Genomic DNA, 12,769 nt, shown 5'->3' on the forward strand with positions numbered 1-12,769 from the left:
GCCGCCCCCCAACAGATAGGTGCAGACCCTCTGATCCTAGCTACGGAAATCAGCAGCTTTTTATCGATCAGCTTATAAAAATCAATGACAGGCACCATATTGCTCCTTTGATTACCGTTCCAACCATTTTTTCACGGCTGACGGGCATCATAGTGCTCCTTTTGGCGCCCGTTCCGATCGCGAAAGCCAGTTTGGTGCACCAAGTATAGCACCTTCTCTTTAGGGAATTAGTAAAATTTTCCCCATACTCTTACGGCTTTCCAGTAATCGGTGTGCTTCTTGACCATCGCTCAGTGCGAAGACGGTTGGTTCAGAGACCTTAACTTTCCCTTCCTCCATCCACTGGAACAGCTCATTTGAACGGGCTACTCGTTCTTCTCGGGAGGTAAGTACATTCCATAGATCTCCGCCGGTCAGAGTTTTGGAGGTATCCATTAACATTCTTGGGTCAACCAATGCCGGATCTCCCCCTGCCATACCGTAAAATACAACTGTTCCCCCGGTGCGAGTCACCTCAAAGCTGTCTTGAAGGGTAGACCCTACTGACTCATAGACCACATCGACGCCTTTACCATTCGTCGCCTCGAGCACTTGTCGCTTCCAATCATCCTTGTATAAGAAGACTTTAGCAGCACCCGCTTCCACTGCTGCAGCTGCTTTTTCAACGGAGGAAGTTAAACCAATTGCCTTACCGCCAAGTAATTTCACCATTTGAACAAGAAGCTGCCCGACACCGCCTGCGGCCGCATGTACGAGCACAATCTCATTCTTTTTCACGGGATAACTATCCTTTGTTAAATAATGAGCGGTTAAACCTTGTAGTAGCACAGATGCCCCTTGCTCAAATGAGATGGTTTCAGGAAGTGGGATTGCTTTTTCTACAGGAACAGCCACTAACTCTGCATTCGCATAAGGTACGTCGGCAAAAGCAATTCGGTCACCAACACTGATTCCATGGACATTTGCTCCCGTTTCTTCGACGACTCCAGCCCCTTCATACCCTAAAATATAGGGTGGCTCCCCCGCAAGATGATAGTTTCCTTTTCTTCTATATATATCAGCAAAGTTCAAACCAATTGCTTTCATGCTTACCAATATTTCATCCGGACCTATAACAGGTTCCTTTATATCACCATATTCGAGGACTTCAGGCCCTCCAAATGCTTTAAACATTAGTGCTTTCAAATGAATTACCTCATTTTATTTAAATTTTTGAGTCACGTTTATATTAAATAGGATAGTGATTGGTAATGCAACTAATCGTTACCTTTCCCTCCATTTTTCCGGGCTCAAGGGCACGATTAATCTTATTAAATAAAGTTGACTTTCTTTTAAAAAAGATAATAAATGAAATAGTATAGTATTAGGTATAATCCACTAAAACTTAGAGTAGAAAAGGAGCCCTATACATATGGATAGAAACAAATTTTCAGCAATTGCCCATCGCAATCATGCCTTTAGCAATCCAATCAGTGAAACAAAGCTCATGAAGATGCTTGACATCGTATCTCCTCGAGCAGCTGATAAAGTAATAGATATCGGGGCAGGAAAGTGTGAACTTTTGATTCGCTTGGTAGAAAACTATCAATCATCGGCTACGGCAATAGAACTGTATGACGGGGCCATCGAGGAAGCAAAGCGAAAGGCAAGCAGCCGAATTCCCGAGGGCAGTATTGAATTTATCGTCAATGATGCTACTGCATCGGTCGAGCGCTATGAGCCTGATAGCTATGATTTTGGTATTTGTATCGGTTCTACTCACGCATTAGGCGGACTTGAACCAACTCTAGAGACACTAAAGCGCCTAGTAAAGAAAAATGGCTATATTTTGATTGGTGAAGGCTATTGGAAGCAAACCCCGAGTCCTGAATATTTAGAAGCACTTGGTGGTGCAGACGAGTCAGAATGTAAAAGTCATGCAGATACCGTTAAGACTGGCGAGGAACTAGGATTAATCCCGCTTTGGTCTTATGTCGCCAATGAAGATGACTGGGATGATTATGAATGGCTTTATTCCATGTCTGTCGAAAATTATTGTCTTGAGAACCCTGATGATCCCGATCACGATGCGATGTTGGATCGGATTCGAACATGGCGCCGGACGTATTTGAAATGGGGCAGGGATACATTGGGATTCGGGGTGTATTTGTACCGGAATAACAAATAACCCTCTTTCGGGTAAAACCAAACAGGTAAATGCTAGTCATACCAAGGATTCAAGCCAATATAATCAAACGTTTGATTAGTTTTTTTGGGTATTTTCACTTCCATTTTTACTCAAACGTTTGATTAATTTTTTTCAAAAAAAAATTCACCCTCCTTATAAAACCATATATACCAAGACCTCAACCCATTTTAATCAATCGTTTGATTAGTTTATTCAGAAATACCCCATTCCCTTTGAAAGCCATGCATACCAAGGCTTAAGCCCTTTTTAATCAAACGTTTGATTAGTTTACTACCGCTTGTGGCATTAGACATTCTAATATGAATTTGTTACACTATTATAGTTACCCAAGGTAATTATTACTCTAGCTAACTATTTTACAAGGGGTGTTTCAAATAAATACTTCTCAAAAATTCTTCCACCAATTATTGATGTTATACCGGCCGTTTGAGAATAAACTTAATTTCCATCTAGCCGAGCATCAGTTGCACCGAGCGCAATGGTCGATTTTTTACTACTTATTCAATTATGGCTCGGCAACTCTTGTGGAACTTTCTCATTATCTTTATGTTGAGAAGCCCACTGTCACCCGTACCATGACTCGCTTGGAAGAACTGGGCTATGTAGAGCATGTTCCGAGCCATGATAAACGGGAAAAGAGAACACAGCTGACAGAGCTGGGGAGAAAGGTATATGCGGAGGTCCGTGTAACAATTGATCAATTTGAAACTGACATTTTAAAAGGAGTCTCAGAGCGAGAACAGCTCGAGGCCATCCGTATTATGAGTGAAATTCGCAATAATATTATTAAGTAAGGGGGTTTTTAAAAGTGAATCAACCGAGAGCTAAACTATGGACAAAGGATTTTACGATTGTTTCCGGGGTCAATTTTTTAGTAACTTTAGTTTTTTATTTATTAATCGTCATTATCGGTGTTTATGCCGTTGATGAATTTAATGCTTCTACAAGTCAAGCAGGACTTGTCACCGGGATTTTTATTGTTGGGTCGCTGATTGGACGATTGGTCATTGGCCGATTTATCGAGTCAATTGGCCGTAGGAAAACGTTATTCATTGGGATCATCTTTTTTATTTTGACGCTACTTTTATATTTTGTGAATATGGGTATTACCTTCCTGCTAATCACTCGCTTACTACATGGGATTGCAGGGGGAATGGTCGGCACAGCGACAGGTACGATTGTGGCCCAGGTTATTCCGTCAACTCGAAAAGCGGAAGGTATCGGCTATTTCAGCATGAGTGCAACATTAGCCACCGCAATTGGCCCTTTCATTGGTCTATATATGACCCAGCATACTGATTATCAAATGATTTTTATTTTCTCTCTTGTATTAGGGGTAATTAGTTTAATCACCGCCTTCTTCGTGGATGTGCCACAATTGGAAGGATTGGTCCAACCAACTGAAACAAAAGGATTTAAGATATCTAATTATATTGAGCCAAAAGCACTTCCCATCGCGTTTATTACACTGGTAGTCTCCTTTTGTTATTCCAGTGTTCTTTCTTTTATTAACTTCTATGCAATCGAAATTGACCTAGTGAGTGCTGCCAGTTTCTTTTTCTTAGTTTATTCCATTGCTGTCTTGTTATCTCGTCCCATCACTGGACGTTTAATGGACTTGAAGGGTGCAAACTATATTATGTATCCCGGCCTTGTCATCTTTGCGATTGGCTTGTTTCTGTTAAGTTTAGCAAATATGAGCGCTACCTTATTATTAGCCGGTGTTCTAATTGGTCTTGGTTTCGGGAACATGCAGTCAAGCACCCAGGCGGTAGCTGTTAAAGTGACTCCTCCCCATCGGATGGGGTTAGCAACGTCTACCTTCTTTATCTTTCTTGATGCAGGGCTTGGATTCGGTCCCTATATCCTTGGATTCATCATTCCATTAACAGGCTACAGGACTCTATATGTTATATTGGGGGTTGTTGCCCTTGCAACGATTGTTCTTTACTACTTCCTGCACGGGAAGAATGAAAAGCCGCGAAGGACGATTATGCGCCAACCAACACCTGAAACGAATTGATTTCCAAAACCGGCTTCTCTCAAGGCAGACATAAAACCAGTTTACAGCAAATATGATTATCATAAGAATCCTAATTAAAGGGGTCGGTAGATATGATAATTTTTAATAAAATTGCCTTATCCTTTGTTGTCTTCTTTTCCTTCAGCATAATCATAAATACTTATTTAGGTGAAAAGGAACAGGTGCAATCGAATGTTATTTACTTTTGTTTGAACGGGTTTGCCTACATCGTATCTGCCTTAGAAGTTGAAAAGGAAAAACAGCGTTTAGAAATGGCTGAAATTTGTTGACAATTTCAAGAAAAGTTCCAATTCCTCTTGAACAAACAGGAATATTCTGATATATTTACAGTCAATTAAATATTTTCTTACTTCAAGTTTTTTGAAGTGAGGATAGAGGCGCAAAGACCATAAGTACACAATATGAGGATAATGAGATCTAATGATGATTGTGAAAAGGGGAATTTGCCGAAGCTTCAATGAATCTCATGGTCTTGAAGCTGGTTCTGCTATTGAAAAAATACAGAACTGTCATATAGGAAACTGTATGGAGGGCTATCTTACGCACGGGAACTACTTTTATGTTTCTACTGCAACAGCGAACCCTCGTTGTTGCTTTTTTGCGTTATATGATGAAGGGCCTTACCCACCTCTAAATTTTACAAAAAATTTATATAAAGGGTGAGAAAAGATGAATTTTGGCCAATTATTAACTGCAATGGTTACGCCATTTGATCAAAATGGTGAAATTGATTTTAACGCCACGAGAAATTTAGTAGACTATTTAATCGAAAACGGTACGGATGGAATCGTTGTTGCTGGTACAACCGGGGAATCACCTACCTTAACGTCTGAAGAAAAAGTTGCTTTATTTCAATTTGTTGTCGATGTTGTCAATGGAAGAGTTCCAGTTATCGCCGGCACCGGCTCAAATAACACCAGAGCATCCATCAGCTTGACAAAGCAGGCTGAAGAAGCAGGTGTTGATGGGATTATGCTTGTTGCCCCTTATTACAATAAGCCATCTCAGGAAGGTATGTATCAACACTTCAAGGCGATTGCTGAATCCGTATCATTACCGATCATGATATATAATATCCCGGGCCGATGTGTAGTCAATATATCTGTAGAGACAATTGTTCGACTTTCACAGCTTCCTAATATTATTGCCGTAAAAGAAGCAAGCGGCAACCTTGATGCTATGGCTGAAATTATTAGCCAAACACCAAGTGATTTCTCTCTTTATAGTGGGGACGATGGCTTAGCCTTGCCGGTCTTAGCGATTGGCGGAACCGGAGTGGTATCCGTTGCATCCCATGTCATTGGGAATGAAATGAAAGAAATGATTCATCAATTTAAAAATGGGCAAGTCCAAGAGGCTGCTAGTGCCCATCGACGTCTTCTCCCGATTATGAAAGCTTTATTTACTGCACCAAACCCGGCACCTGTGAAAGCTGCATTAAATATCAATGGTGTTAATGTTGGAGGGCTTCGCCTTCCGTTGCTGCCATTAAGTGATGAAGAAAAAAGTGCATTACAAGCTGTTCTTCCAGCTAGCAAAATCACAGCAAAACTTTAGATGAAGATGGCTGTCAAATCTCCCATTAAAAGGTGGTTTGACAGCTTTTCTTTTTATATGAAAAAAATTTCAGCTCCCTCCTCCCGATAATGTCCATCCAAAGGGGCATACTAACCTTATTTACTTGGGATAAGGAGGATATAAACTTTGCGAACCAATGATAGGACATTATCTATTTTCGCTTTGGGCGGAATCAATGAAATCGGTAAAAACATGTATGTGGTTCAATACGCAGACGATATCTTTATCGTTGACTGCGGTGGTAAGTTTCCAGATGAAACTTTATTAGGAATTGATTTGATTATTCCCGATATTACCTACTTAGAAGAAAACCAGGAGAAAATCCGCGCTTTAATTGTGACCCATGGGCACGAGGATCATATTGGCGGGATACCTTATATCCTTAGAAAATTGAATATACCTATCTATGCTACCCATTTTACTCTCGGTCTCATCGAATTAAAAATAGATGAGCATCGACTCCATGGAAACACCAAGCTCATGACGATTGACACTAATTCAAAACTTGAGTTTGGAGATGTAGCCGTTTCCTTTTTCAGAGTCAGCCATAGTATTCCTGATTGTCTCGGCATTGTCTTTCATACACCTGAGGGTAATGTTGTTCATACGGGAGACTTCAAATTTGACCTAACACCTGTGAATAATCAACATTCAGATATTCATAAAATGGCCAATATCGGTCAGCAAGGTGTTCTGGTTTTACTATCTGAAAGTACTAACGCTGAGCGTAAAGGACTAACACCTACTGAGCAAATAATTGGTGACCATTTGGATGAGGCCTTCATGAAGGCGGACGGGAAAATATTTATCTCCACCTTTGCATCGAATGTAAATCGAGTTCAACAGGTGGTTGCGGCGGCGATCAAGGCCCATCGAAAGATAGCCCTTCTTGGCCGGAGTATGGTAAATGTGGTCTCTGTTGCGATTGAACGTGGTTATTTAACCATGCCAGAGGGGATGATCATCGAACCACGCGAAGTCGATCGACTTCCACCTGAAAAGGTAGTCATCCTTTGTACAGGTAGTCAGGGGGAGCAAATGGCAGCTCTTTCCCGCCTGGCGAGCGGAAATTTTCGTGATGTCTCCGTTTATCCCGGCGACACGGTTATTTTAGCTGCCTCTCCAATCCCTGGAAATGAAAAGGATGTTTCTCGGATTATCGACAACCTGTTTCAATTGGGTGCCAAAGTAATCTATGGTTCCGGAAGTACCACGGGGATGCATGTTTCCGGTCATGGCTACCAGGAAGACTTAAAACTGATGCTTACCTTAATGAATCCCACCTATTTCATTCCAATCCACGGTGAATATCGAATGCTTCACCACCACCGTTTGTTAGCTGAGTCCGTGGGAGTAGAAAAGGGAAATACCTTCATTATTAAAAATGGGGATGTCGTCGATGTGGAAAACCAAGTGGCTCGTCAGACTCGGTCTGTGCCCGCTGGGGATACATATGTGGACGGGATGGGTGTTGGCGATGTTGGGGAAATTGTCTTACGCGATCGAAAGCAACTTTCTGAAGATGGAATGCTTGTGATTGTGATTACCATTAATAAGGGAGACCGACGAATTATTTCCGGACCTGACACCATTACCCGTGGTTTCGTCTACGCAAGAAACTCGGATGAACTCCTAAAAGAAATCAATCGCCTGGCTAAGAAAACCATTAATGACCTGCAAGGTGAGAATATCCGGCAATGGAACGTCATCAAACAAAACATCAAAAAATCAGTCGGGCAATACGTATTCTCCCAAACCAAGCGAAAACCAATGATCCTCCCGATTATTATTGAAATTTAAAAGGTGTCAGGCACCATGTGAATATTTCACATGGTGCCTGACACCCATTTTTTTATCCTGTTGGTAATTTCATTTTATCTAGGATGGTAGTCAGGTAATTTCTGACTGTGTTAACTTTTGTCGGTCTTTTACCTTGCGCTTGGAATACTTCTAAATCTGCTTCGCAATCGATTGAGTCTTCATCGATTAGTTCGGAACTGTATATGCGCTGTCCATCGATGATGCTTCGAATCGAGCCTGCTAATTCTTCACTCGGATTATCCTTCAATAAATACCCTCTTACATCAGCTTGTAAGACCCGTTCAAAATACCCTCTTCTGGGAAAGGTTGTTAAGATAATGACCTTGCAGCCAAAGGAACTTAAAGCCTCTGCTGCCTCCAGTCCGCTCATTTCAGGCATCTCGATATCCATGATACAAACATCCGGCAGCAATTGGTGCACGAGCGCAAGTGCCTCTTCCCCATTGCTTGCCTGGCCGACCACTTCCATATCCTCCTCCAAATTGAGGAGAGAACCCATTGCTCCTAGCAGCATTTCCTGATCCTCAGCAATCACAATTCGAATCATCTATGTCCTCTCCTTATCTGGCAGCTGTTATGTAAATAACAACTCCCCTTATTATGAAGGGGAGTTTGCCTGTCATGATCTCATTAAATTTCAGGTTTAACTTGAACAGAAAACCTTTTTTTAGCTAAAGCTTTGACTTCTCTAAAGCTGACAAAATTCTTTCTTTCTTCATCCCATAAACGGAAACGAAGTGAACGTAAGCTTGTCGCAAGAGTAATGGTCGGTACTTTTTGTAACGGCGGTGTATTTTTGTGAGCCTCTTCTAATTTGTAATTAGGCACTCTTGGGCTTAAATGGTGAACATGGTGGAAGCCAATATTCCCTGTGAGCCATTGTAAAATTTTTGGAAGCTTATAGAAAGAACTGCCTTCTACTGCTGCTTTCACATATTCCCACTCTTTATCTTCTTCAAAATAAGAATCTTCAAACGTGTGCTGTACGTAGAACAACCAGATACCTGCGGCTCCTGAAATCATGAAAATTGAGCCTTGTACTAATAGAAATGCCTGCCATCCAATTGCCCAACAAAGTAAGCTAATCAAGGCAACAATCAGAACATTCGTCAAATACGTGTTGTTACGTTCTTTTCTTTTAGCACCTTTACGGTTAAATCTATTCTTTAACAGGAACACATAAATTGGTCCTATACCAAGCATGACCAATGGATTGCGATAAAAGCGATAGGCAAAACGTAGTTTAAGTGGTGCTGCCAAATATTCATCCACGGTTAGCGTCCAAATGTCGCCTGTTCCGCGTTTATCCAAGTTCCCGCTTGTCGCATGGTGAACCGAATGTTCGTGACCCCATTGATCGAACGGAAAGATGGTTAATACACCCATGGCCGTCCCAACAATGCGGTTAGCCTGGCGGTTTTTAAAAAAGGAGTGATGGGTGCAATCATGAAATATGATGAAAATCCTCGTTAGAAATCCCGCTGCTACCACAATAGGAACTAATGCTAACCAATAGGAAACGGATAGGCTTAAATAGGCAAGGTACCACAAGGCAAAAAACGGTGCGACAGTGTTAATAATCTGCCATACGCTTTCTTTTGTCGTTGATTGTTCAAAGGGAGCTATTTGTTTTTTTAGAGTTTTCGTATTTTGTGTAGTCATTTTATTGATTTCCCTTCCTTCTTTGTTTCGTATATCAAAAGTATAAACGAAGGAATTTGTCCGTGTTAGTAGCAGGTGTCATGTACAGGGTATGACAAATGTCACATTACAATAATATTTTTTAACAAAAAGGTGCCTGACACCAGATGCAGAAACACTTTTGGTGTCAGGTACCTTTTTTCATAACATATTTTCCCAATGAGTGTGGGAGAATGAGCCCTTTTCCTTGACTAAAAAACGGTATTCATACGAATTAATAGCCGAACCAGTGCTAGTGACTGTTCGTTTTTTTCCGTATATCAAGTATAATGAAGCATATTCAGATTATGCATATGATATTTCTTTGTGAGAAATCCTATAGATAAGCCGGATAATACAAATAAACGAGGTTTAATACATGAGTGAAAAAAGTTTTACAGATTATAATTTAAGTGATGAAATCACAAGAGCACTTGCTATTTTAAAATACGACACACCGACCGAGGTTCAAACGGAGGTCCTCCCATTAGCATTGGAAAATCAAGACCTGGTTGTAAAATCGCAAACTGGCAGCGGCAAGACGGCTTCCTTTGCCATCCCTATTTGCGACATGATCGAATGGGAGGAACGAAAGCCCCAAGCCTTAATTCTTACCCCAACTAGAGAGCTTGCTGTACAAGTTCGCGAAGATGTTACGAATATCGGCCGGTTTAAACGAATTAAGGCAATGGCCGTTTATGGCAAGGAACCATTTTCAAAGCAAAAGGAAGAATTGCAGCAAAAAACACATGTCGTCGTTGGGACACCTGGACGTGTCATGGATCATATCGACAGAGAAACCCTAGTACTTGACGAGATAAAATATCTTATTATTGATGAAGCAGATGAGATGCTTAATATGGGGTTTATCGACGACGTCGAATCCATCATCAAAGAGCTTCCTTCGGACAGAGTCACGATGGTCTTTTCAGCTACCCTACCTGAAGATGTTGAAAAGCTTTGTCACAAATATATGAAAAATCCTGTGAATATCGAAATTGCCTCTACCGGGATTACGACCGATACGATTGAGCATTTGTTAATTGAAGTGAAAGAGGAGGACAAGCTTTCCCTGCTAAAAAATGTGACCGTCGTAGAGAACCCCGATAGCTGTCTAATTTTTTGCCGAACCAAAGAACATGTCGATACCGTTTATTCTGAATTGGAGGCCTCCAATTATTCCTGTGAACGACTCCACGGGGGACTTGAGCAGCAAGATCGCTTTGCGGTGATGGATGGCTTCAAAATGGGGAATTTCCGCTACCTCATCGCAACAGATGTTGCTGCACGAGGAATTGATATTGATAATGTAACCTTGGTTATCAATTATGACGTTCCTATGGAAAAAGAAGGGTATGTCCACCGAACAGGCAGGACCGGCCGTGCTGGGAATGAGGGAAAAGCAATTACGTTTGCCACCCCTTATGAAGGAAAGTTCGTTCGAGCGATTGAACGGTATATTGGCTTTGAAATCCCTAAAATGGACGCTCCTAAGGCCGAGGAAGTGGCTAAAGGAAAAGACGCTTTCGAGGAAAAAATCAGCGGACGACGCGTCGTTCGTAATAATAAAACGGCACGGATTAACCAAGGCATCATGAAGCTTCATTTCAGCGGGGGCAAAAAGAAGAAGATGCGTGCCGTTGATTTTGTTGGGACCATTGCCAAAATACCTGGAGTGACAGCCGATGATATTGGTATCATCACGATTCAGGACCAAATGACGTATGTCGATATTCTTAACGGCAAGGGTGCTCTTGTCCTACAAGCAATGGAGAATGCCACGATTAAAGGCAAGAAACTGAAGGTTAGTAAGGCACTTAAATAAGAAAAGATTTAAGGAAGGACGATTATGCTCATCATAATCGTCCTTCCTTTTTACTTTTTTCCCGATTTAACATCTCAATGTTCCTTCTTCATTAACCGTAGCAGCACTATTTATCCCTTGTCGGTCAATGGAGCACCCTTTCATTTACCGCGGCAGTGCGATTTTTCCCTCCTCGGTCAATGAAGCGCCTTTTCATTTACCGCGACTGCACAACTTTTCCGTCCTCGGTCAATCTATTACCAGCCAGTCGGTACAAACATTATTCGAACTGTCAAATAAAGTAAGACTTTCTTATAGAAGAGAAGAAAAATAAAAGTATTGCCGCTATTATGGGCGACTATTTCATTTCCCAACAATAATACAGAGGATCGGTAAATAAACAAGACCTCACAGTAAATATATTGGAGGGCTAATTGGAAGAATATATCCATATAGGAATAATGAGTTAGGATGTCGTGTATGCAGAGAAGAGTTTTCTTCAAGATCGCACTAATTATCATGTTTGTATTTGTTATGCTAATAACCACTAACGAACATAGTAAGGATGTACAAGCGTTTACGAGTCTAGTGCTGCAAAGAGGGTCTACTGGAGAAGACGTCATTGAGTTACAGTCACGTCTGAAATATAACGGATTTTATACAAGTAAGGTAGATGGTGTATTTGGATGGAGTACGTACTGGGCCGTTCGAAACTTCCAAGATAAATTCGGTCTGCCTGTCGATGGAGTTGTTGGGGCAAACACAAAGGCCGCTATTGTTAAAGCCACAAAGTATGAAAAGCCCGGATCATCAGGGAACAATTCTGGTAATGTACCGGGCGGTTTTTCTCAAAATGATATTCAATTGATGTCAAACGCGGTTTACGGGGAATCACGGGGAGAGGAATACACCGGGCAGGTTGCCGTTGCAGCGGTTATTTTGAACCGAGTCAGCCACACATCGTTCCCTGATACGGTTGCAGGTGTCATCTATCAACCGGGGGCCTTTACTGCTGTCGCAGATGGACAGATAAATTTAACACCAAATGAAACCGCGAAGAAAGCAGTTATGGATGCAATCAACGGCTGGGATCCTAGCGGCGAAGCGATCTACTATTTTAATCCAGATACCGCAACAAGTGGTTGGATATGGAGTCGGCCACAAATCAAAAGAATTGGTAAACATATATTTTGTAAATAGTTTTGTAGGTATATATATAAAATTCTATTTTCGTAAACTATATTGTTTATGGCATATGAAGAACAGATCTCTTCTACCTGCCGTGAGTTTTGTCCTTCATGGAGCTTATGAAAGACAAATCCCCTGTGCATCCAACGAGTTTTGTCTTTCATGGGGCTTATGAAAGACAAATCTCCTGTTCCTCCAACGAGTTTTGTCCTTCATGGGGCTTATGAAAGACAAATTTCTTGCTTCTCGAGCGAGTTTTGTCCCTCATAGGGCTCACAAAGGACAATCTCTTGTCCCCGTGGCGAGATTTATCCTTTATACTACTTAGTTGACCTATCACTAATAAAGGTGATTTCATCATAAGAAAAAAGGATCTCAGATAACGATCAATTTCGCAGAAAAATGCCATAAAAAAAGACTTGCAAGCTTTTATACAGCTTACAAGTCTTTTTATTTGTTTATTTGA

The 12,769-nt window shown here is 41.3% G+C and carries 11 protein-coding genes and 1 riboswitch; of the genes, 8 read left to right on the top strand and 3 right to left on the bottom strand.

Annotated elements, in window-relative coordinates; all coding sequences use genetic code 11:
* Nucleotides 1–219: 219 nt before the first annotated feature.
* On the bottom strand, nt 220–1,173 hold the full coding sequence (locus BDR01S_RS23060; protein WP_174523465.1) for a quinone oxidoreductase family protein: 954 nt from the start codon (nt 1,171–1,173) through the stop codon (nt 220–222).
* A gap of 238 nt (nt 1,174–1,411) precedes the next feature.
* Between BDR01S_RS23060 and BDR01S_RS23065 the strand changes: the two genes are divergently transcribed.
* The 6 genes from BDR01S_RS23065 (at nt 1,412) to BDR01S_RS23095 (ending at nt 7,610) form a co-directional block, all read left to right on the top strand.
* Entirely contained in the window at nt 1,412–2,167 is a 756-nt protein-coding gene (locus BDR01S_RS23065; protein ID WP_066250115.1) for a class I SAM-dependent methyltransferase, read from the top strand.
* A 395-nt stretch (nt 2,168–2,562) separates the two neighbouring features.
* Nucleotides 2,563–2,982 (top strand): MarR family winged helix-turn-helix transcriptional regulator, encoded by a 420-nt coding sequence (locus BDR01S_RS23070; RefSeq protein ID WP_066259619.1) that lies wholly within the window; start codon nt 2,563–2,565, stop codon nt 2,980–2,982.
* Nucleotides 2,983–2,996: 14 nt separating this feature from the next.
* Complete coding sequence (locus BDR01S_RS23075; protein WP_066250112.1) at nt 2,997–4,211, top strand: MFS transporter; 1,215 nt, start codon at nt 2,997–2,999, stop codon at nt 4,209–4,211.
* A 92-nt stretch (nt 4,212–4,303) separates the two neighbouring features.
* Nucleotides 4,304–4,501, top strand: coding sequence for a hypothetical protein (locus BDR01S_RS23080; protein WP_066250107.1), 198 nt, complete (start codon nt 4,304–4,306; stop codon nt 4,499–4,501).
* Nucleotides 4,502–4,596: 95 nt separating this feature from the next.
* Nucleotides 4,597–4,776, top strand: a riboswitch (Lysine riboswitch).
* Between the two features lie 125 nt (nt 4,777–4,901).
* Nucleotides 4,902–5,789: a 4-hydroxy-tetrahydrodipicolinate synthase gene (gene dapA / locus BDR01S_RS23090; protein ID WP_066250101.1), complete on the top strand. Its 888-nt coding sequence runs from the start codon at nt 4,902–4,904 to the stop codon at nt 5,787–5,789.
* Nucleotides 5,790–6,002: 213 nt separating this feature from the next.
* A complete protein-coding gene (locus BDR01S_RS23095; RefSeq protein ID WP_418303036.1) occupies nt 6,003–7,610 on the top strand; it encodes a ribonuclease J in 1,608 nt (535 codons plus the stop codon).
* A 52-nt stretch (nt 7,611–7,662) separates the two neighbouring features.
* Here the strand turns inward: BDR01S_RS23095 and BDR01S_RS23100 are convergent, their stop codons facing one another.
* Both BDR01S_RS23100 and desA read right to left on the bottom strand, forming a co-directional pair.
* Nucleotides 7,663–8,178 (bottom strand): response regulator, encoded by a 516-nt coding sequence (locus BDR01S_RS23100; protein ID WP_066250095.1) that lies wholly within the window; start codon nt 8,176–8,178, stop codon nt 7,663–7,665.
* An 83-nt stretch (nt 8,179–8,261) separates the two neighbouring features.
* Entirely contained in the window at nt 8,262–9,293 is a 1,032-nt protein-coding gene (desA, locus tag BDR01S_RS23105; RefSeq protein ID WP_066250093.1) for a Delta(5) desaturase DesA, read from the bottom strand.
* A gap of 397 nt (nt 9,294–9,690) precedes the next feature.
* Between desA and BDR01S_RS23110 the strand changes: the two genes are divergently transcribed.
* Both BDR01S_RS23110 and sleB read left to right on the top strand, forming a co-directional pair.
* A complete protein-coding gene (locus BDR01S_RS23110) occupies nt 9,691–11,136 on the top strand; it encodes a DEAD/DEAH box helicase (protein ID WP_066250090.1) in 1,446 nt (481 codons plus the stop codon).
* A gap of 459 nt (nt 11,137–11,595) precedes the next feature.
* Nucleotides 11,596–12,315: a spore cortex-lytic enzyme gene (gene sleB, locus BDR01S_RS23115; RefSeq protein WP_066250087.1), complete on the top strand. Its 720-nt coding sequence runs from the start codon at nt 11,596–11,598 to the stop codon at nt 12,313–12,315.
* The last annotated feature ends 454 nt before the right edge of the window (nt 12,316–12,769 follow it).

Origin of the sequence: Neobacillus drentensis NBRC 102427 (genome assembly GCF_001591445.1) — a bacterium.
Classification (GTDB): domain Bacteria; phylum Bacillota; class Bacilli; order Bacillales; family Cytobacillaceae; genus Neobacillus; species Neobacillus drentensis.

Excerpts from the sequence above, each read along its gene's own strand:
- BDR01S_RS23080 (WP_066250107.1), top strand. The coding sequence starts at position 4,304 with ATGATAATTTTTAATAAAATTGCCTTATCCTTTGTTGTCTTCTTTTCC.
- BDR01S_RS23100 (WP_066250095.1), bottom strand. The coding sequence starts at position 8,178 with ATGATTCGAATTGTGATTGCTGAGGATCAGGAAATGCTGCTAGGAGCA.
- BDR01S_RS23065 (WP_066250115.1), top strand. The coding sequence starts at position 1,412 with ATGGATAGAAACAAATTTTCAGCAATTGCCCATCGCAATCATGCCTTT.
- desA (WP_066250093.1), bottom strand. The coding sequence starts at position 9,293 with ATGACTACACAAAATACGAAAACTCTAAAAAAACAAATAGCTCCCTTT.
- sleB (WP_066250087.1), top strand. The coding sequence starts at position 11,596 with ATGCAGAGAAGAGTTTTCTTCAAGATCGCACTAATTATCATGTTTGTA.
- BDR01S_RS23060 (WP_174523465.1), bottom strand. The coding sequence starts at position 1,173 with ATGTTTAAAGCATTTGGAGGGCCTGAAGTCCTCGAATATGGTGATATA.
- BDR01S_RS23095 (WP_418303036.1), top strand. The coding sequence starts at position 6,003 with ATGTATGTGGTTCAATACGCAGACGATATCTTTATCGTTGACTGCGGT.
- dapA (WP_066250101.1), top strand. The coding sequence starts at position 4,902 with ATGAATTTTGGCCAATTATTAACTGCAATGGTTACGCCATTTGATCAA.
- BDR01S_RS23110 (WP_066250090.1), top strand. The coding sequence starts at position 9,691 with ATGAGTGAAAAAAGTTTTACAGATTATAATTTAAGTGATGAAATCACA.